21 protein-coding genes are annotated in these 18,635 nt (G+C 43.0%); 4 read left to right on the top strand and 17 right to left on the bottom strand.

All coding sequences use genetic code 11. From position 1 onward, the window contains the following. Positions 1-5: 5 nt before the first annotated feature. From AC0VYH_RS20865 to AC0VYH_RS20875, 3 genes are read right to left on the bottom strand one after another with little or no spacing between them, the layout of a single operon-like run. Positions 6-578 (bottom strand): TIGR01440 family protein, encoded by a 573-nt coding sequence (locus AC0VYH_RS20865; protein ID WP_276511787.1) that lies wholly within the window; start codon positions 576-578, stop codon positions 6-8. Positions 579-592: 14 nt separating this feature from the next. Next, positions 593-1,036, bottom strand: coding sequence for a ribose 5-phosphate isomerase B (gene rpiB, locus AC0VYH_RS20870; RefSeq protein ID WP_283153341.1), 444 nt, complete (start codon positions 1,034-1,036; stop codon positions 593-595). Positions 1,037-1,038: 2 nt separating this feature from the next. Next, positions 1,039-1,668, bottom strand: coding sequence for a low molecular weight protein arginine phosphatase (locus AC0VYH_RS20875; RefSeq protein ID WP_242057271.1), 630 nt, complete (start codon positions 1,666-1,668; stop codon positions 1,039-1,041). Positions 1,669-1,822: 154 nt separating this feature from the next. Between AC0VYH_RS20875 and hflK the strand changes: the two genes are divergently transcribed. Both hflK and hflC read left to right on the top strand, forming a co-directional pair. Beyond that, positions 1,823-2,788 carry an FtsH protease activity modulator HflK gene (gene hflK / locus AC0VYH_RS20880; protein ID WP_194218378.1) on the top strand — a complete coding sequence of 322 codons (966 nt, stop codon included), beginning with the start codon at positions 1,823-1,825 and terminating at the stop codon, positions 2,786-2,788. Continuing rightward, on the top strand, positions 2,781-3,710 hold the full coding sequence (gene hflC, locus AC0VYH_RS20885; protein ID WP_194218377.1) for a protease modulator HflC: 930 nt from the start codon (positions 2,781-2,783) through the stop codon (positions 3,708-3,710). Before hflK ends, hflC begins: the two co-directional genes overlap by 8 nt. A 110-nt stretch (positions 3,711-3,820) precedes the next feature. Here the strand turns inward: hflC and AC0VYH_RS20890 are convergent, their stop codons facing one another. Continuing rightward, entirely contained in the window at positions 3,821-4,378 is a 558-nt protein-coding gene (locus AC0VYH_RS20890; RefSeq protein WP_475366150.1) for a manganese efflux pump MntP, read from the bottom strand. A gap of 143 nt (positions 4,379-4,521) precedes the next feature. Here AC0VYH_RS20890 and AC0VYH_RS20895 point away from each other — a divergent pair, with 143 nt between their 5' ends. Then, a complete protein-coding gene (locus AC0VYH_RS20895) occupies positions 4,522-4,788 on the top strand; it encodes a DUF2533 family protein (RefSeq protein WP_194218375.1) in 267 nt (88 codons plus the stop codon). 38 nt (positions 4,789-4,826) lie between these two features. Here the strand turns inward: AC0VYH_RS20895 and AC0VYH_RS20900 are convergent, their stop codons facing one another. From AC0VYH_RS20900 to prfA, 5 genes are all read right to left on the bottom strand, one after another. Beyond that, positions 4,827-5,867, bottom strand: coding sequence for an L-threonylcarbamoyladenylate synthase (locus AC0VYH_RS20900; RefSeq protein WP_475373809.1), 1,041 nt, complete (start codon positions 5,865-5,867; stop codon positions 4,827-4,829). A 188-nt stretch (positions 5,868-6,055) separates the two neighbouring features. After that, positions 6,056-6,487 (bottom strand): GNAT family N-acetyltransferase, encoded by a 432-nt coding sequence (locus tag AC0VYH_RS20905; RefSeq protein ID WP_226615742.1) that lies wholly within the window; start codon positions 6,485-6,487, stop codon positions 6,056-6,058. An 84-nt stretch (positions 6,488-6,571) separates the two neighbouring features. Then, positions 6,572-7,177: a stage II sporulation protein R gene (spoIIR, locus tag AC0VYH_RS20910; protein WP_475373075.1), complete on the bottom strand. Its 606-nt coding sequence runs from the start codon at positions 7,175-7,177 to the stop codon at positions 6,572-6,574. Between the two features lie 93 nt (positions 7,178-7,270). Beyond that, positions 7,271-8,119 carry a peptide chain release factor N(5)-glutamine methyltransferase gene (gene prmC, locus AC0VYH_RS20915; RefSeq protein WP_475373076.1) on the bottom strand — a complete coding sequence of 283 codons (849 nt, stop codon included), beginning with the start codon at positions 8,117-8,119 and terminating at the stop codon, positions 7,271-7,273. 4 nt (positions 8,120-8,123) lie between these two features. Next, positions 8,124-9,194, bottom strand: a complete 1,071-nt coding sequence (gene prfA / locus AC0VYH_RS20920; protein ID WP_194218371.1) for a peptide chain release factor 1 — start codon at positions 9,192-9,194, stop codon at positions 8,124-8,126. Positions 9,195-9,342: 148 nt separating this feature from the next. On the opposite strand from prfA, the gene AC0VYH_RS20925 reads away from it, so the two are divergent. After that, positions 9,343-10,677 (top strand): CoA-disulfide reductase, encoded by a 1,335-nt coding sequence (locus tag AC0VYH_RS20925; protein ID WP_475373077.1) that lies wholly within the window; start codon positions 9,343-9,345, stop codon positions 10,675-10,677. A 37-nt stretch (positions 10,678-10,714) separates the two neighbouring features. Here the strand turns inward: AC0VYH_RS20925 and AC0VYH_RS20930 are convergent, their stop codons facing one another. The 8 genes from AC0VYH_RS20930 to fba form a co-directional block, all read right to left on the bottom strand. Then, positions 10,715-11,089: a hypothetical protein gene (locus AC0VYH_RS20930; protein ID WP_475373078.1), complete on the bottom strand. Its 375-nt coding sequence runs from the start codon at positions 11,087-11,089 to the stop codon at positions 10,715-10,717. 119 nt (positions 11,090-11,208) lie between these two features. After that, entirely contained in the window at positions 11,209-11,826 is a 618-nt protein-coding gene (locus AC0VYH_RS20935) for a thymidine kinase (protein WP_194218368.1), read from the bottom strand. A gap of 308 nt (positions 11,827-12,134) precedes the next feature. After that, positions 12,135-12,341 (bottom strand): 50S ribosomal protein L31, encoded by a 207-nt coding sequence (gene rpmE / locus AC0VYH_RS20940; protein WP_303532428.1) that lies wholly within the window; start codon positions 12,339-12,341, stop codon positions 12,135-12,137. Between the two features lie 150 nt (positions 12,342-12,491). Further along, a complete protein-coding gene (gene rho / locus AC0VYH_RS20945) occupies positions 12,492-13,757 on the bottom strand; it encodes a transcription termination factor Rho (RefSeq protein ID WP_194218366.1) in 1,266 nt (421 codons plus the stop codon). 504 nt (positions 13,758-14,261) lie between these two features. Then, positions 14,262-15,230 carry a class II fructose-bisphosphatase gene (gene glpX, locus AC0VYH_RS20950; protein ID WP_427391357.1) on the bottom strand — a complete coding sequence of 323 codons (969 nt, stop codon included), beginning with the start codon at positions 15,228-15,230 and terminating at the stop codon, positions 14,262-14,264. A 93-nt stretch (positions 15,231-15,323) separates the two neighbouring features. Then, complete coding sequence (locus AC0VYH_RS20955) at positions 15,324-16,613, bottom strand: UDP-N-acetylglucosamine 1-carboxyvinyltransferase (protein ID WP_194218364.1); 1,290 nt, start codon at positions 16,611-16,613, stop codon at positions 15,324-15,326. A 113-nt stretch (positions 16,614-16,726) separates the two neighbouring features. Next, entirely contained in the window at positions 16,727-17,380 is a 654-nt protein-coding gene (gene fsa, locus AC0VYH_RS20960; protein ID WP_194218363.1) for a fructose-6-phosphate aldolase, read from the bottom strand. 188 nt (positions 17,381-17,568) lie between these two features. After that, on the bottom strand, positions 17,569-18,432 hold the full coding sequence (gene fba, locus AC0VYH_RS20965) for a class II fructose-1,6-bisphosphate aldolase (RefSeq protein WP_159786369.1): 864 nt from the start codon (positions 18,430-18,432) through the stop codon (positions 17,569-17,571). Positions 18,433-18,635: the final 203 nt, after the last annotated feature.

The raw sequence follows: 18,635 nt of genomic DNA on the forward strand, positions 1-18,635 counted from the left end.
TGAGGCTAAAAGCAATGCTCATTTTTCCCAAGATATGAGGCGCGTTCTCCCCCAATGAGCTTCGGTCTTGAGCGAACCATTGTTAAGTGAGCTTCACCTATTGACGTGTGCCTACCTCGAACTGGTACTGCCACATGCCTGATGTGCATACCAATAAACGTATCGCCAATATCGATTCCTGCGTCCGCTGAAATAAACTCAACGAGAACTGGATCATTCATTTGAGCATAAGCATGCGTCGCCATCGAACCGCCTGCTCTCGCAGTCGGGATAGCCGCTACAATTTCATAACCCTTGTCATAAGCCGTTTCTCGCTCAACGACAAGCGCTCGATTTAAATGCTCACAACATTGAAAAGCAAGCTGAACACCTGTTTCTTTTTGAAACACATCAATACTTTCATAAATAGCCTCCGCTGCCGAAACGGTCCCAGCAGTCCCAATGCGCTGACCGATCACTTCGCTAGAGCTCATCCCAATGACGAGCAAGTGACGATCTGTCAGACGGGCATCTTTCTGAAGGTCTGAGAGCGCTTCAAGCGTATGCCGAGTAATTTGACGCGCTGTTTGTTCATCCACAGGTAACGCCCCCCTTATTCTTTTACTTCGTATTCTGTAATTTTGCCGACTCTTCTAGCATGGCGTCCTGCTTCATAGTCGGTTTCAAGCCAGACCTTGGCAATCTCCGTGGCAAGGCCAGGGCCAATGATACGTTCGCCCATCGCAAGAACATTGGAATCGTTGTGTAGTCTAGTCGCTTTCGCACTAAAAAGATCATGTACGAGCGCACATCGGATACCATTGACTTTATTTGCTGCAATCGACATTCCAATCCCTGTTCCGCAAATCAATATGCCGCGATCCGCTTCTCCTGAAGCTACTTTTTCTGCGACAGGAATCGCATAATCGGGGTAGTCCACGGAATCGTGACAATCACACCCAAGATCGATGACCTCCATACCAAGCTCCTGAATTACTTTGATGATGTCACCCTTAATGTTAACGCCCGCATGATCTGCACCTATGGCTACTTTCATTCTTACCCCTCCATGTCTTCTTGACGGATCCGTTCCATCATTTGCTCAATCGCTGTCTCAATTTCTGTATAAGTTGTTCGATACTGTTCTATTGTACCGCCAAATGGATCGGATATATCCATTGAAGGCAAACCTTGTTCAAGCGCTTGCAATTCTCCAAGATCTTTTTTCATTTCCGCTTCGAATTGATTGCGCTTCTGCTGTTCATCTTCTCCTGTAACGTTTTGGATCTCATGATGAAAAGCCGCTCGCTTCATTTCAATCTCAGCCGCTTTCTCTTGATAAGAATCGTATTTCTTCTCATCTTCTGTTGCTGCATATTCTTTTAATGTATAAACCTTATCAGCTAGCTCTGGAAAATCACGAAGTACAAGTGCTTTGTGACTACTAGTCATCGTAAGAAGGAGATCGCTCCATTCTGCTAACTGTCGATCTAGCATTTTTGCCGTATGGGCAAATGGAACATTTTTCTCTTCTAGAAGTATTTCAACCTGACGACTCGCAGGAGCACCGTTCGCTGCAAAAACACCTGCTGATTTCGCTTCAACTTCTTTGCTTTTATTTTTTAGAATCACTTCCGCCATTGGACTGCGGCATGTGTTACCTGTGCATACAAATAAAACTCTCACCATGTCCACTTCCCTTCTCCTCCTATTATGAGAGATGAAGGGGGATAAATCCACCCTCTATCGCCCAACCGTTATTGTGAAAAAATATGGGAATTACGAAACCTTTTTGTTATCTGCACGTAATACTTGTTATAAGAAAATCGAGGGGGGAAGTTAGATGTCACAAAGAAAAATTGTCATCCTGTCAGGTGCGGTTGTTCTATTTCTTATCCTGGGGGTCATTCTAGTTACAAGCTGGTATACAGTGGATGAATCAGAGCAAGCTGTCATTATGACATTTGGGAAAGTAGATGAAGAAATAAGCGAGGCTGGTCTTCATTTTAAACTGCCATGGCCGATCCAACAGGTGGATATTTTACCAAGAGAGACGTTCAGCTTAACGTTTGGATATGATGAGGAAGATGGAGAAATTGTGGATTTTCCAGAGGAAACAAAAATGGTAACTGGAGATGAAAACATCGTACTCGCCGACCTGGTTGTGCAATGGCGAATTACGAATCCTAAACAATATTTGTACTACTCTGATGAACCGAAAGAAATTCTCTATAATGCTACATCCGCTTCATTAAGAGGTGTGATCGGTAGCTCAGAAATAGACGAAGCCCTTACGTCAGGTAAAGCGGAAATCGAAGGAAATGTTCGCGATATTCTCACCCAATTAATTGATCGTTACGAAATAGGAATTTCCATTCTTGATGTGAAGCTTCAAGACGTTGAACTGCCAAATGATGAAGTACGTAAAGCGTTCACAAACGTCGTCGATGCCCGTGAACAAAAAGAAACGACAATCTACGGTGCGAAGAAATACAAAAACCAGGAGCTCAATGTTGTAGAAGGTCAAAAGGATGCTCGTATTTCGAAAGCTGAGGGTGAAAAGGCTCAGCGAATCGAGCAAGCCCGTGGTGACGTTGCTACCTTCAATGCTCTTTATAATGAATATAAAACCAATCCTGATATTACAAGACAGCGCCTTGTGTTAGAGACGTTAGAAGAAGTTCTTCCTGATACGAAAATTTACATTACCGACGAAGGTGGAGACACCGTCAAATACTTACCGATTCAGCCAGCAAAAGAAAAAACAGCTGAAACCCCAAAGCCAAAGGAGAGTGAAAAGAATGAGTGAGAACGTTTTTAATATGGATGAACACCGGCGTAAGATGAGTCCTAGAAAAATTGTAAAAACCGCAATACTTATCGTTCTCCTTCTCATTATGATTGGCGGGCTTTTCAGCACACTATTTGTTGTAAAGGAAGGCGAGTACAAGGTCATTCGTCAATTTGGTGACGTCGTTAAAATCGAAACAGAACCCGGACTAAAATTTAAAGTACCGTTCATTCAGTCAGTTACGACGCTACCAAAGTATCAAATGCTTTACGATGTCAATCCAGAGGAAATTACAACGAAAGATAAAAAGAGGATGACTGTGGATAACTACGCCGTTTGGTCTGTCAGCGATCCACAAGATATGATCACTAATGCACGAACAATTGAAAATGCCGAAGCGAAAATGGGTGAATTTATTTTCTCAGTCATCCGATCTGAGCTCGGTCAGCTTGAATATGAGGAAATCATAAACGAAGAGAAATCTAACCGTGGTAGCTTCAACGATAACGTTCGGGAGCGAGTAAATGAACTCCTCGATCGCGATGCGTACGGCATTCAGGTAACGGATGTGCGCATGAAGCGCACCGACCTCCCTGACGCAAACGAACAGTCCGTTTTCCAGCGAATGATTTCAGAGCGTGAATCCAAAGCACAGGAGTATTTATCTCAAGGTGACGCGGATTCCGATCGAATCAAGGCGGAAACAGATAAAGAGGTCGATACCATAATTGCTAAAGCAGATGCCGATGCGGAAGAAATTCGCGCAGAGGGAGAATCTGAAGCGGCTAAAATCTACAACAAAGCATTTAGTAAAGATCCTGAATTCTACGAGCTTTATCGCACGCTTGAGTCGTATAAAACGACTTTGAACGACGAAACAGTGATCATGCTCCCAGCAAACTCTCCTTATGCGAGGCTTTTACAGGGGATAACGGAGTAATTCAGCTTATCTTAAGCTTCAGGGAGGGTGTCCGCAAGTACCTTAGCCTTCCCTGGAGCTTTTTATTGGCTGAAATTTGGATTTATTGGCCAAACACACTTAACTGCACATTACAAAATCAAAAGCTTCAGCCCAAACCCAAATAGTATGCAACCGCCGAGAAGTTCGCTGTACGAGCCGATCCAGCTCTGAAATTTCCGACCCATCATTAAGCCTGACCACGTTAAGAGCATGCTAATAAGCCCAAATAATAAGATCGTGATAACCACTCTTGCACCGTAAATGCCAAGACTTAGCCCAACGGAAAAGCTATCAAGACTAACGCTTAAAGAAAAAATAAGTAAACCAAACCCCACTGGAGTGACAAATGGTTTATCGCTCGATGAAAGTGATGATAGTCCCATTTGAATACCTAGTAAAAGCAATAGACCGCCGCCGATCATTGTTGCAATCGTGCCAAAATGCTCGGAAAGCACGCGCCCGATGATCATGCCGGCAAGTGGCATCCCCATATGAAATAGTCCGATCACAACGCCGATTTTGGCAATTTGGCGAAGCCGGAGCGGGATCATACCCATGCCTAGTCCAACTGAAAAAGCATCCATGCCGAGAGCAAATGCCATTATACTTAACGTTGCGAGCTCACCAATTAATGCAGTGGAAAACATTTCATCTCCTCCCGGGACGTGCTATTCAACTTTTATGCACGTCCTCTTGAAAATAGAAGGGAAAGGAGGAATAATAGGTTAAGAAGGGCTCGTTAAGGGTAATGTTCTAGTATGGAATGAGCCGAAATGGAGGAACTAATTAGATGAGCGTTCACAAAGGTATTTCAAATCAGCTTAATGAAAAAAATCGTGAAATTAAATTGTTTATTCAGTTAGATAAAGAGCGCGAAGCAGCGATTGCTCATGCTGTTGAACAATGTGAAGCGAACAAATCTTATACAACTGAACGGATCAATGAACTTTCACTTCAAATTAATGAACTTGCTAAACAAGGAAGTATCCCTACACGAACTTACGTAACAACGAAAATGGTAGAAGAGTTTGTGGAAAAGAAACGCAATAATAATTAGCCTCGATGAAAAAACCCGCTCAAATGAGCGGGTTTTTACTATTCTTTCATCACACGATTGTTTGCAGCTTTTGATAGCCGGTTCATAACCGCTGCTCCTACTCCCTCATGTGTGAATATTTCGCTATAAATTTCATCCACATCGGATTCATCGAACTGCCTCAATACATCATAAAGACGATTCGCTACAGAAATAAGGTCATCTCTTGATCCACATGGAATGATGATATCTGCTTGATATAATGACTTTGATTCCTCTGTTGCGAGGATGCCTATTTTCAATCCTTCTGCTCTACGCTTGTCCACGATCGTTTGCAAATGCTTTTCTGAGCCATCCACAAGCGTAACAGGAGCTGTCGGTGCATAGTGTTTGTACTTTACACCAGGAGACTTTGGCTTTTGGCGATCATCACTTAATGCTGGATCAACCTTCACTTCGCCGACCACTTCTTCTAACTGCTCCTTCGTGACACCACCTGGACGGAGAATTGTCACGACATCTCCAGAACAGTCCACAACAGTAGACTCAAGACCAACACCAGTCGACCCTCCATCCACAATGCCAGCGATCCTTCCGCTCAAATCATGAATGACATGATCGGCTGACGTCGGACTTGGTTTGCCTGATAGATTCGCGCTTGGCGCTGCAAGAGGTAAGTTCGCAGCTTTTAATATGGCCAGTGCTACAGGGTGATTTGGCATGCGAATGGCTACCGTATCGAGTCCCGCTGTTACATTTCTAGCCACACTCTGTCCACCAGGTAAAACAATTGTTAGTGGTCCCGGCCAAAATGCATCCATCAGATCATCCGCTTGCTTCGGAATACTCGTTACTAACTTTTCCACATGTGGACGAGAGGCAACGTGCACAATAAGCGGATTATCTGCCGGCCGTCCCTTCGCTTGGAAAATTTTTGCGACGGCTTCTTCAGATAAAGCATTCCCACCAAGCCCATAGACCGTCTCAGTAGGAAAAGCAACGACTTCATTTTGTTTTAAACATTCTGCTGCTTCCACAATTTGTGGATAACTTTTTTCGCTACCCACATTTTCATCCACATACCAAACATTTGTGTGGATACCTTCCATGTTATACACCTTCTTATATCATAAATGCTAATAAGCCCGGTTATTTCGGGGAGATATGTGATCTTTCCACAGGATTCTACACGATTCGTAAAAACGCTTCCTTCGTCTTATTACACTAATATCCACATTGTGTGGATAAGGAATGCTTGTTTTGTGTATAACCTTGTTGATGAGATCCCCTACGTTAACCGTTTTCTCATAATCACTCGCTGATCTGAATGATTTGTAAATAACTCATTTGTCTTCAACGTTGTCGGGATATTTTCTACAGGAATTGTCGAGAAACCGAAAACTTGAAAGAAAAAGGATTCTTCTTTTGACGTAAGGTATAACTCGTCCAATTGGTTTTTCTTCGCCAATTGAATCACCTGATCAAAGAAACGTAGCAAACGCTCTGAGGTGGATTCGGAGCTGTTTAAGACGAGAGCTCTAAGTAAACCTGCATTACCAAACGTTTCAAGGGCAATGACACCGAATAGCTCCTTCTCTTCTGATTCTGCGATAAGGAAGGACTCAATCTTAGGTAGCCCGTCCACTTCGAGTCCAGAGCGTTTCACAAAATCCCAAACGGCGGCGACATCTTCAGTAGTTGCTTTTCTAACTAGAAACAATTGAATCTTCCTCCTTCAAATTCTTTTTTGAGCACAATACCGTTCTGTTATGGTCTTATGCTTTGAAGGAGGAAAATAGACCTTTTAACTGAAAATCCCTTTAATCCATTCAACAATCGTATCAATTATTTTGACGAGGAAGAATTCAACTTCTACTTCTTCAGATGGTTCTTCCACTACATCACTTTCAGCTTGGACGGCATCACCATTTGAGAAATCAAGAAAGCAAAGCGGTGGAAACAGTACGCACCACCAGTTATCCCCAAGCCCTTCACCAATCGTAATGAGCACAGCTTCGTAATCACCTGCTGGATACACGAAGTCGCCATAAAGCTTCGTTGGAAAAGCCACTTCTCCGAACGTAACGGAAAAAGATTCACGACTACCGATCATTTCTAATTGCTTGCTTACGATGGCTTCAATCTCGGCCAGACGACTTTTAATCACATGACGAGATTCTTCAATAGAAGTTAGATCAGCAACCCATTCATTAATCGATTCATTGACTTCATCACGAATGCTGCGTTTCACGGTTTGATCTTCATTGCTATTGCTATTGGCTAAAATGCGAAGACGAATCGCTTCGTCTGGAATAACCTGTTGATTTGCTGTTACTATTCCCGAACTCTGGAGACTTGAAGCAAGAATAAAAAATGAGATTAATAGATTAATAAGTCCTCTTTGATTCATCTTGTATCCCGTCCCTTCTAGCTCTCATTCTGGCCAGAATCGAACGTTTTAAACGTAGAACTCTTCACCAGAATGCGAGTAGAATCGACAGGGTTATTTTACAACACCAAATACCATCCGTTCTTTCCCACTAATATCTTTCACAACTTCCACTTCAATGTCCTCACCAAAAGAGGATTCAAGCATTGTAGCAACGGTTCTCGCCTGCTTTTCTCCTACTTCAAATCCAATTAATCCTGGAGACGAGATCAAACTAGGGAGACCTTCCGCAAGTCTTCGATAAAGCTCATATCCATCTTCTCCTCCAACGAGTGCCTGAATAGGTTCATGATCTCGAACCAACGGGTCAAGAGTTGCGTATTCTTCTTCAGAAATATACGGAGGATTTGAGACAACGATATCAAGCTTACGTCCTGCTAACGGCTGAAGTAGATCGCCATGAAGAAACGAGATTGGCACCTCAAGCTGTCGCGCATTTTCCTTCGCAACTTCTAGAGCATCTTCAGAAATATCGACCGCAGTGACTTCTCGATTTTGAAGTTCAAGCGCTAGACTGATTGCAATTGCCCCACTTCCCGTTCCAATGTCAGCAATCGTTGCCTTTGTCGGATCGAGAAATAGCTTCTTCAATCTTGTAAGGATGCCTTCCACAAGCTCTTCTGTTTCAGGTCTTGGAACGAGAACATGATGGTTGACCCGATACGTTCTACCATAGAACTCTTCCTTTTCGACAATGTGCTGAACAGGAATGCCGCTTGCATGCTCCTGGATTTTTTCTTCAAAACTTTCATAATCAGGCATTTCGTCTTGCATTCGAAGGAGCAATTCCGTTCTCGTTACATTTAACTCATGCTTAATCAGCCACTCAGCTGCTGACGCTTCACGTCCATGCTTCTCTAAAAAAGAAGAAGCCCATTTAAGGGCTTCGAATACAGTCTTCATAAGGTCACTCCCCAGCTTCTGCCATTAAGCGCGTTTGCTCTTCTGTAATTAGCGCATCAATGAACTCATCAAGCTTCCCTTGAAGAATCTGGTCAAGTTTCTGAATCGTTAAGTTAATTCTATGATCCGTCACGCGGTTTTGTGGGAAGTTATACGTACGGATTCGTTCGGAACGGTCGCCCGTTCCAACAGCGGATTTACGGTTATCGTCATACTCTTTCTGTGCTTCTTGTTGGAACTTATCATACACACGAGCACGAAGAACCTTCATCGCTTTTTCTTTGTTCTTAATTTGTGACTTCTCATCCTGACACGATACAACAACACCTGTTGGCGTATGGGTTAAGCGAACAGCTGACATCGTTGTATTAACACTTTGTCCACCTGGTCCACTTGAAGTAAATGTATCAACACGAATGTCTTTGTCATGGATTTCAACTTCCACTTCTTCCGCTTCAGGAAGCACGGCTACTGTTGCCGTAGACGTGTGAATACGTCCACCTGATTCTGTTGAAGGAACACGCTGCACTCGGTGTGCGCCGTTTTCATACTTCATTTTGGAATATGCGCCGGCACCGTTGATCATAAAGATAATTTCTTTATAACCACCTAGCTCCGTTGAACTATATTCGATGACTTCAGACTTCCAACCTTGCATTTCAGCAAAGCGGCTGTACATTTTGTACAAGTCACCAGCAAATAATGCGGCTTCGTCTCCACCCGCAGCTCCTCGAACTTCGATAATTACGTTCTTCTCATCGTTCGGATCTTTAGGAAGGAGTAGCACTCGTAAGCGCTCTGCATACTCTTCTTCTTGTGGTGTAAGCTCTGAAAGCTCTGCCTTCACCATTTCACGCATTTCTGCATCTTTTTCTTCCTCAAGCATCGCCTTCGCGTCTTGAATGCCTTCGAGAATTTCCTTATATTCACGATACACCTGAACGGTTTCCTCAAGGCTAGCTTGCTCTTTGGAATATTCGCGGAGTTTCGTCGTGTCATTAATGACTTCTGGATCACTCAACAACTGATTTAACTTATCATAACGTTCTTCTACAATTTCTAAACGGTCTAACAAGATCTTTCACCTCGTTTTCGTTGCATAACATTCTAATTATAGTATAGGACATTTCGCCAGTCAAAAGCAAAAATAGCTTTAACATCATTTTTTAAGGGTAAACTGAAAGTAGGCTAGACTGAACGATTAGGAAAGGGGCTGCTTATAGATGAAGTTTGTTATTATTGGCGGAGATGCGGCTGGTATGAGTGCAGCAATGCAAATTATTCGAAACGATGAGGAAGCGGAAGTTGTGACGCTTGAAAAGGGAGATATTTATTCGTATGGCCAATGCGGGCTACCTTATGTCATTAGCGGAAAAATTGAATCTACGGATAAACTGATTGCAAGATCCGTCGATACATTTCGAGAAAAGTATGGAATTGACGCACGTGTCTACCATGAGGTTACAAACGTTGATACTGAAAACAAAATTGTAAAAGGAATCAATTTAAAAACGAATGATCACTTTGAAGAAAATTACGATAAGCTCCTGATCGCTACAGGAGTAAGTCCTGTTAAACCAAACTGGGAAGGCATCGACCTTAACGGCATACATACATTAAAGACCATTCCCGATGCTGAAAAAGTGATAAAAGATCTTGATGATTCCGTACAAAATGTGGCGGTCATTGGCGGTGGATACATTGGACTCGAAATGGCCGAAACGTTCCGTGAACTCGGTAAAAATGTACGCATCATTGAGTTAGGACCGCACCTTGCCAGTATTTTTGATGACGATATGGCTAAGCTTATACACGAAGAAGCCGAGCAAAACAGTGTTTCGGTTCATACAAATGAAGGCGTTCAGTCTTTCAAAGGGGATAAGCGCGTCAAAAAAATCGTGACTGACAAAGGAGAATATGATGCAGACCTTGTTCTCGTCTCAGTCGGCGTCAAACCGAATACTGGTTTCCTCAAAGAATGCGGTCTTCATACAACTTCTAACGGTGCTATTCAGGTGAACCGCTACATGCAAACAAGTAAAGAGGACGTATATGCAGCTGGAGACTGTGCGACGCATTATCATCGCATTAAAGAACGAGATGACTTTGTTCCTCTTGGCACAACGGCAAATAAGCAGGGGCGCATTGCTGGTCTTAACATGATTGGGCAACCAAACACATTTAAAGGGATTGTCGGCACTTCTGTTATTAAATTTTTCGGATTAACTCTTGGCCGCACAGGCCTTTCTACTAACGAAGCAAAAGAATTAAATTTACCATTCTCAAGCTGCTCAACCGAGGCAACTGACATTGCGGGTTACTACCCAGAAGCTCGTGAACTTTGCGTGAAAATTATTTTCCGAGATGATAACGAACGAATTATCGGTGGACAGTTTATTGGAAAGTACGGCGTTGATAAGCGAGTTGATGTGCTTGCAACGGCTCTTTACCACCAGATGACGCTTCATGACATTGAAGATCTTGATCTCGCTTATGCTCCGCCTTACAATAGCGTATGGGATCCATTGCAACAGGCAGCCCGACGTGCCCAGCACTAAACATATAAAACAAAACAACCCTCTCGTATGAGAGGGTTTATCTTGCTCGCACATGAATTTTGTATCTGGGTACGGCTTGATAAATTTTAGCAGCGAGGTTTTTTTTCTGTTCATTTAAACTCGCATCATTTTTATTGCTAAATTTCACATTGACCCACGCGTGATTTCCTGTAATTGAAACGACTCCAGCATCGTAACCTTCTGTCTCGACGACTTCACGAATCTTATCTTGATCGTCACTAATTGTTGGCTTATCAACACTCATATTGCGATAAGACTGAGGATTTAAGTTAATATCTGTGTTTAAATTCTGACCTTCTCCCGCTTGTCCATCCGCCTCTGGTGGCTTTAATGGCGAACAAGCAGCTACAAGTAAAAGGAATGCAATCATCAAAGTTGAAGCCTTTCTCATCAGTCAGTCACCTCCTCGTTTTAAGGTGCCCAAAGATGACAGGTTAGATTCTCCTTCTCTCCTTCTATCGAAATGAAACCAGATGTTTTCGCGCATTAAAAAAGCCCGGTTTCCCGGACTTATTTTGATATTTGCTGCTCTTTATTGTCTCGCGCCGTTGGTTTCCCTGGTACTTTGTGACAATGACGACAGCGTGGTTCATAGGATTCTGACGCACCAACAAGGATAATTGGATCCTCATAATGCGCGGGCTTCCCATCAATCAAACGCTGGGTACGGCTTGCTGGAGAACCACATACAACACAGATTGCTTGTAGCTTCGTAACTGATTCAGCAACCGTAAGAAGCTTAGGAACTTGCCCGAATGCTTCGCCGCGAAAATCCTGGTCCAGTCCTGCGACGATTACACGAACGCCTTCATCAGCAAGCTGCTGAGCCACATCTACGATTTCTTCATCAAAAAACTGTACTTCATCTACCGCAACCATATCTGTATCCTCTGAGACGCGGTCCAGGATCGCTTGTGAATGATCAACTGGGACAGCGATAACGGACATTCCATTATGAGACACAACAGATTCTTCGCTGTATCTATCATCAATTTTAGGCTTGAACACCTGGACTTTTTGCTTTGCATAAGTCGCTCGCTTCACTCGACGAATCAATTCTTCCGACTTTCCGGAAAACATACTTCCGCAAACAACCTCAATCCAGCCGCTGTGCTTCATGACATGCATTCAACCGCTTCTCCTTTCTCCAGCATAAGCATTAAAAAATGACTGATCAGCACAGTCTTTATTTTGCGTATACTTTCATCCAATTATTGATTTTAAACGTTTATAATTTCATCGGGTATGATCTCACTCATTGACTTACTCACTTGTAGGAAGAAACGAGTGAGCAAATTTATTTGCTCGAGCCGTTTCTTCCTACAAGTGCGGAGGTGAGTCAAAAATCTTCCCCTACCTTATAAAAAAAGCGTTGTTTCCACTAAGAATATTGAGTAAAAAAACAGGCAAGGAGTAAAAACTTGCCTGTTCTATCATTAACCTTTTAGGTTGTATTTTCTTCTAAACTTATCTACGCGTCCACCAGCGTCATTAAACTTCTGACGTCCAGTATAGAACGGGTGACATTCAGAGCAAACCTCTACGCTGACGCCGTCCTGTTTTGTAGATCCAGTTTCGAATTCGTTACCGCAAGCACATCTAACTTTGATGTTTTCATAACCAGGATGAATTGCTTGTTTCATGAATTTCATCTCCTTCCGCCCTGATTCCTGAGGAACCAGAGTTAAATGAAGCTAAAAGGCATGACCTTTTAGCTTCTGCACACATAGAAGTATTATAGCAGGGAGGTAGAGACAATGCAATTGATCATCCTGTGACGAAACAATCCCTAATTAGCGAGATGAACCGCTTTTTTCTTTCTCAAATAGATCGAAAAATTCTTTGTTTTCCTTTGTTTTCTTAAGGCGTTTCAAGAAATTATCAACGAATTCAAATGAGTCATCCATGCTCTTACGGATTGTCCAAAGCATTTCAAGCTGTTCTTTTGGAAGAAGTAGCTCTTCTTTACGCGTGCCAGAGCGACGAATATCAATCGCTGGGAAGACACGTCGTTCTGCAAGACGTCGATCAAGATGCAATTCCATGTTGCCTGTTCCTTTGAATTCTTCATAAATGACATCATCCATACGAGAGCCTGTTTCCACAAGAGCTGTCGCTAAGATCGTCAAGCTTCCACCTTCTTCGATGTTTCTTGCCGCACCAAAGAATCGTTTTGGACGATGGAAAGCAGCAGGATCAATACCACCTGAAAGTGTACGTCCACTTGGAGGAATTACAAGGTTATAAGCACGAGCAAGACGTGTAATACTATCAAGAAGAATCACAACGTCTTTCTTATGCTCAACAAGACGCATAGCTCGCTCTAGCACAAGCTCAGCTACTTTAATGTGATTATCCGGCGTTTCATCAAAAGTTGAATGAACAACATCGCCATCAACAGAACGCTCGATATCCGTTACTTCCTCAGGACGCTCATCAATGAGAAGCACGATAAGTTCTGTGTCAGGATGATTCGTTGTAATGCTGTTAGCAATTTCTTTCAGCAACATTGTTTTCCCTGCTTTTGGGGGAGCTACGATCAAACCACGCTGTCCAAAGCCGACAGGCGAGATCATATCAATGATACGAGTTGAAAGGTTGCCTGATTTGTTCTCAAAGTTCATTCTCTTCTCAGGATACAGCGGCGTTAGCGCTGGGAAATGCACGCGTTCTTTAGAAGAATCAGGGTCTTCTCCATTTACTGCGGCTACGTGTAAGAGACCGTAGTAGCGCTCATTTTCTTTAGGCGGTCTTACTTTACCCGATACGCGATCACCGTTACGTAAATCGAATCGACGAATTTGTGAAGCGGAAATATAAATGTCTTCTGCACTAGCTGAGTAGTTAATCGGTCGTAGGAATCCAAATCCTTCAGAGGAAATAATCTCTAGAATACCTTCCATGAAAAGAAGGCCAGATTGTTCAGCCTGCGCTTTCAATATGGCAAATACAAGTTCTCGCTTGTTCAACTTGCTATAGTATGAGACTTTGTATAGTCTTGCCTGTTCATATAGATCTTTTAACGTCATTTGTTCTAATTCTGATATATTTACTGCCATGTTGACACCACACTTTTTATATAATAATAGGTTTGACCCTAACGGCTGGAAAATGATATGAGTGCGCAAAGAGGTTTGCTTTCACAACGTAAGTACGTTGTATAGAGTTGACCAATTTGACGGTTGAGAAAATAAATAAAGAGAGAAAGAGTTTGTTGAGATCCTGTGAGAGGCTATCCATTCAGGCATCTCTTAAGTGAGAGTAGAGGAAGTGCACAACGAAGGTGTTGCTTAGCAATCGTTACTCTGATAATTCTCGGCTTGTTCGAGCGTCATCTTTGGCTCATGATCAACTTGCAAAAGAAAGCACGGCGAGTATAAGTACCTCTTCTCCACAGATCGAATGAGCCAGGATTAGTTTACTATCTATTTCGTTCACATTATAGTTTCGGTAACTAAACGTACTAACAATAATACAGCACCTTATAGTTTTACCAGATTCCTTAGGAATATTCAACATGTAAAAACCAATGTTGCATGAGATCTCGCTTACTTTATAGTGATTTAAGGTCGAATGACCAGATCAGGCTTCTTTTGTAAACTATGTTTTCCGTCTATGAAACGAACTGTTCCTGACTTTGCACGCATAACAACGGATTGCGTTGTACCAGAAGTTCCCTGGAACCTAACTCCCTTTAACAATTCACCATCAGTAACACCTGTCGCTGCAAAAATGGCGTCATCGCCCTTCACAAGATCTTCCATATGAAGCACGCGGGAGACGTCTTCAATCCCCATTTCTTTACACCTGCTTAATTCTTCCTCATTTTGCGGTAGCAGCTTACCCTGTATTTCTCCACCAAGACATTTCAGTGCTACTGCAGCAAGGACACCCTCTGGTGCTCCACCAGATCCAAACAAAATATCGACGCCCGTATCATCAAACGCTGTGTTAATTGCTGCTGCTACATCTCCATCAGAAATAAGCTTAATTCTAGCTCCGGCAGAACGCACTTCTTCTATAATCTTTTCGTGGCGCTTACGGTCTAATATGACCGCCACGCAGTCTTCAATATTTTTTCCTTTTGCTTCAGCTACTGCTTTTAGATTCTCGTGTACGGAGGCATTAATATCGATTTTCCCTACTGCTTTTGGTCCAACTGCGATTTTGTCCATATACATGTCAGGAGCATGAAGAAGATTTCCGTGATCGGCTACCGCTAGAACAGCGAGGGCATTCCATGTTCCTGCCGCAACAATATTTGTTCCTTCTAAAGGATCAACAGCAACATCGACACGCGGACCATATCCAGTTCCAAGCTTTTCACCGATATAAAGCATTGGTGCTTCATCCATCTCGCCTTCTCCGATGACAACTGTTCCTTTCATCGGAACCGTATCAAAAACGTCACGCATAGCAGTCGTTGCAGCATCATCTGCTTCTTCTTTCTTGCCTCTTCCCATCCAACGCGCTGAAGCAAGCGCAGCTGCCTCGGTCACTCTAACAAGTTCCATCGATAAACTTCTTTCCATCATGCTTCCCCCTAAGTTTACACGATCTCTATTTTTTAAACGCTTACACGAAAAGATGACAGAATGGCGGCTTTCACCGCCTGTTCTGCATTCTTAAGAGCTTTCCACTTCTTTAAGCTCTTCTTGATCTAATTTCTCACGCCAGACTCTCGCGCCAAGATTGCTCAGCTTTTCTACAAGTCGTTCATACCCACGATCAATGTGCTCAAGTCCTGAAACTTCTGTAACGCCTTCTGCCATTAATCCAGCAACGACAAGGGCAGCACCAGCTCTCAGATCAGAAGCACGCACCTTCGCACCTTGAAGCTTAACAGCTCCATTAATGATGGCAGACCGTCCTTCCACCTTCACATTCGCACCCATTCGGCGAAGTTCATCAATGTGCTTAAACCTTGCGCCATAAATCGTATCGGTCACAATGCTACTACCCTCTGCGTTCGTTAAGAGCGATGTAAACGGCTGCTGTAAGTCTGTTGGGAAGCCAGGATAGACGAGTGTCTTCAGGTCAACGCCTTTCCAGCCTTCGCGTGGTGAACGAATATAAACCTGGTCTTCATTCGTCTCTACCTTTACACCCATCTCACGCAGTTTCGCGATAAGTGACTCAAGATGTTGCGAGATGACATTATCGATGACGACTTCGTCTCCCATCGCCGCTGCCATAATCATGTAAGTGCCCGCCTCTATGCGGTCAGGTATGATCGAGTGGTAACAGCCACTTAGCTCGTCAACACCATCGATACGAATGACGTCTGTCCCTGCTCCTTTGATCTTCGCTCCCATACTAGATAACAGTGTGGCAACATCAATAATTTCTGGTTCTTTCGCTGCGTTTTCAATGACTGTCCGTCCTTTTGCACGAACGGCTGCAAGCATAATATTAATCGTAGCTCCTACACTTACAACGTCAAGGTAAATACGGGCCCCTCTCAGTTCATCAGCACGAAGGTAAATTGCACCTTGCTCATTTGTTACTTTTGCACCAAGAGCTTCAAATCCTTTAATATGCTGATCAATCGGACGCGGTCCAAGGTTACAACCGCCTGGAAGTCCGATAACCGCTTTATTAAAACGACCCAACATCGCACCCATCAAGTAATAAGAAGCACGTAGCTTCTTTACTTTTCCATTCGGCAGTGGCATGGCAATCATGTCCTGTGGATTCACAGTTAATGTATTTCCATCAAGCTCAGCTTGTCCTCCGATTTCCTCTAGTAAATCACGGAGAATTCCCACGTCAGAAATGTTCGGCAAATGATCAATTGTGACAGTGGAATCTGCTAGAATAGCCGCCGGAATTAATGCAACCGCACTATTTTTGGCGCCGCTCACTTGAACTGTACCGCTTAATCGGTGGCCTCCAGCGATCATCAACTTTTCCATAACGGTCTCCCTTCTTCGTCCGCATCTCATTCCTGTTCATGTTTCTGTCGAATTTTGATACTTCTTAAGAATAGTATGGGCAAAAACAGGAAGTTCATGCCAATTTAATATGACTATTTATTTGCTTTCTTCGCTTCTTCCCAGTCAGAAAGGAATTGATCAATCCCTTTATCAGTTAGCGGGTGTTCTAGCATCTGAAGAACGACCTTAAGTGGCATTGTGCCAATGTCAGCGCCACGAAGAGCCGCTTCTGTTACGTGCATTGGGTGACGAATGGATGCAGCAATAATTTCAGTCTCAATTCCATGTACCGCAAACAGTTCGGAGATTTCAGAGATGAGATCAAGACCATTTTGGCCAATATCATCAAGACGTCCAAGGAATGGCGAAACGTAAGACGCACCAGCACGTGCTGCAAGCAAAGCCTGGTTAGCAGAGAAAACAAGCGTTACGTTTGTTTTAATTCCTGCTTCGTAGAATGCTTTGACCGCCTTCATCCCTTCACGATTCATTGGAACCTTTACTGTAATGTTTGGTGCAATTTCAGCTAATTGTTTTCCTTCTTCAATCATTTCTTCAGCAGTTGTTGAAACAACCTCTGCACTAACAGAGCCAGATACTAGGCTTGTAATTTCACGAAGACGATCATGGAAATTCACCTTTTCTTTCATAACAAGAGATGGATTCGTAGTTACTCCAGCTACTACTCCCATATCGTGTGCTTCTTTAATATCATTCAGGTTTGCAGAATCTATGAAAATTTTCATTATGTTCGTCCTCCTTTAATTTTAGAAAGCGGTTACGAGAAAGATTTTAACATATTTTGTTTTAAGTTAGCTGATTTGATTGTAAATAAATGAAAAATAGTCGCAAGGTAGTAGTTAGGGGATTAAAAAACGGAAATCAGAAACCGCTCATAATAGAGCGGTTTTGATGATCCGATTTTAAGAAGTTATTACGCTTTGTTAGAAGAACCAAACTCACGCATTTTGCCGATTACTGTTTCTTTAATCGCGTCACGTGCTGGTCCCATGTATTTACGAGGATCGTAAAGATCTGGCTTTTCTTCAAGTACAGAACGAACTGCTTTAGCAGAAGAAAGTTGGCTCTCAGTGTTCACGTTAATTTTAGCATGTCCAAATTTGATCGCTTTTTTAACGTCAGCAGTTGGAATACCAGTACCACCGTGAAGTACTAGAGGAACACCAGTCATTTTGCTGATTGTTTCCATGCGGTCGAATCCTAGGTTAGGCTCGCCTTTGTAAGGGCCGTGAACAGAACCAAGTGCAGGTGCGAAGCAATCTACACCAGTTTCGTTGATAAGGCGCTCACACTCTTCAGGGATTGCGTATGCAGCTTCAGCATCGTCAACGATAAGATCGTCTTCTTGTCCGCCAATGCGTCCAAGCTCAGCTTCAACAGAAACACCAACTGCATGTGCAGCTTCTACTACTTTTGTAGTTAGAGCGATGTTTTCGTCTAGTGGGTAATGAGAACCGTCGATCATAACAGAAGTGAATCCAGCGTTGATCGCTTGCATACACTTCTCGAAGCTAGAACCGTGGTCAAGGTGAATAGCAACTGGTACTGTAACCTTGTACTCTTCCATAAGCGCTTCTACAATTGTAACAATTGTTTTGAATCCGCCCATGTAACGAGCAGCACCTTCAGAAACACCAAGGATAACTGGTGATTGTTCTTCTTGTGCAGCTTGTAGGATAGCTTGAGTAAACTCAAGGTTGTTAAGGTTAAATTGGCCAACTGCGTAGCCTTCTGCTTTACCTTTTTCGAGCATTTCTTTCATAGAAACTAAAGGCATGGTAAATCCTCCTCAATATAATTTAAAATTGCCAGGATGATACCTGGAACATCTTAATAACGAATACTTGTCATTGAAGCATGCAGATGTATCCAGAAAAACTGTCTTCTTCAAGATGGCACAAACGCGATGTTTTTATGTATGCCGTCGTCCAAGAATTTCCCGCTAAACTGAATTCATTTGCTCTACAATTTCTCCAAAAA

The organism is Anaerobacillus sp. QJM3NY_32 (assembly GCF_056173645.1).

Bases quoted from the DNA above. Each gene is read 5' to 3' on its own strand.
- rpiB (WP_283153341.1), bottom strand. From the start codon at position 1,036: ATGAAAGTAGCCATAGGTGCAGATCATGCGGGCGTTAACATTAAGGGT.
- rpmE (WP_303532428.1), bottom strand. From the start codon at position 12,341: ATGAAACAAGCAATTCATCCTGGTTATGAAAACATCAAAGTTAGATGT.
- rho (WP_194218366.1), bottom strand. From the start codon at position 13,757: ATGGCAGTAAATATATCAGAATTAGAACAAATGACGTTAAAAGATCTA.
- AC0VYH_RS20930 (WP_475373078.1), bottom strand. From the start codon at position 11,089: ATGAGAAAGGCTTCAACTTTGATGATTGCATTCCTTTTACTTGTAGCT.
- glpX (WP_427391357.1), bottom strand. From the start codon at position 15,230: ATGGAAAGAAGTTTATCGATGGAACTTGTTAGAGTGACCGAGGCAGCT.
- hflK (WP_194218378.1), top strand. From the start codon at position 1,823: ATGTCACAAAGAAAAATTGTCATCCTGTCAGGTGCGGTTGTTCTATTT.
- AC0VYH_RS20935 (WP_194218368.1), bottom strand. From the start codon at position 11,826: ATGCATGTCATGAAGCACAGCGGCTGGATTGAGGTTGTTTGCGGAAGT.
- fba (WP_159786369.1), bottom strand. From the start codon at position 18,432: ATGCCTTTAGTTTCTATGAAAGAAATGCTCGAAAAAGGTAAAGCAGAA.
- AC0VYH_RS20925 (WP_475373077.1), top strand. From the start codon at position 9,343: ATGAAGTTTGTTATTATTGGCGGAGATGCGGCTGGTATGAGTGCAGCA.
- AC0VYH_RS20895 (WP_194218375.1), top strand. From the start codon at position 4,522: ATGAGCGTTCACAAAGGTATTTCAAATCAGCTTAATGAAAAAAATCGT.
- AC0VYH_RS20890 (WP_475366150.1), bottom strand. From the start codon at position 4,378: ATGTTTTCCACTGCATTAATTGGTGAGCTCGCAACGTTAAGTATAATG.
- spoIIR (WP_475373075.1), bottom strand. From the start codon at position 7,177: ATGAATCAAAGAGGACTTATTAATCTATTAATCTCATTTTTTATTCTT.
- fsa (WP_194218363.1), bottom strand. From the start codon at position 17,380: ATGAAAATTTTCATAGATTCTGCAAACCTGAATGATATTAAAGAAGCA.
- prmC (WP_475373076.1), bottom strand. From the start codon at position 8,119: ATGAAGACTGTATTCGAAGCCCTTAAATGGGCTTCTTCTTTTTTAGAG.
- AC0VYH_RS20955 (WP_194218364.1), bottom strand. From the start codon at position 16,613: ATGGAAAAGTTGATGATCGCTGGAGGCCACCGATTAAGCGGTACAGTT.
- hflC (WP_194218377.1), top strand. From the start codon at position 2,781: ATGAGTGAGAACGTTTTTAATATGGATGAACACCGGCGTAAGATGAGT.
- AC0VYH_RS20875 (WP_242057271.1), bottom strand. From the start codon at position 1,668: ATGGTGAGAGTTTTATTTGTATGCACAGGTAACACATGCCGCAGTCCA.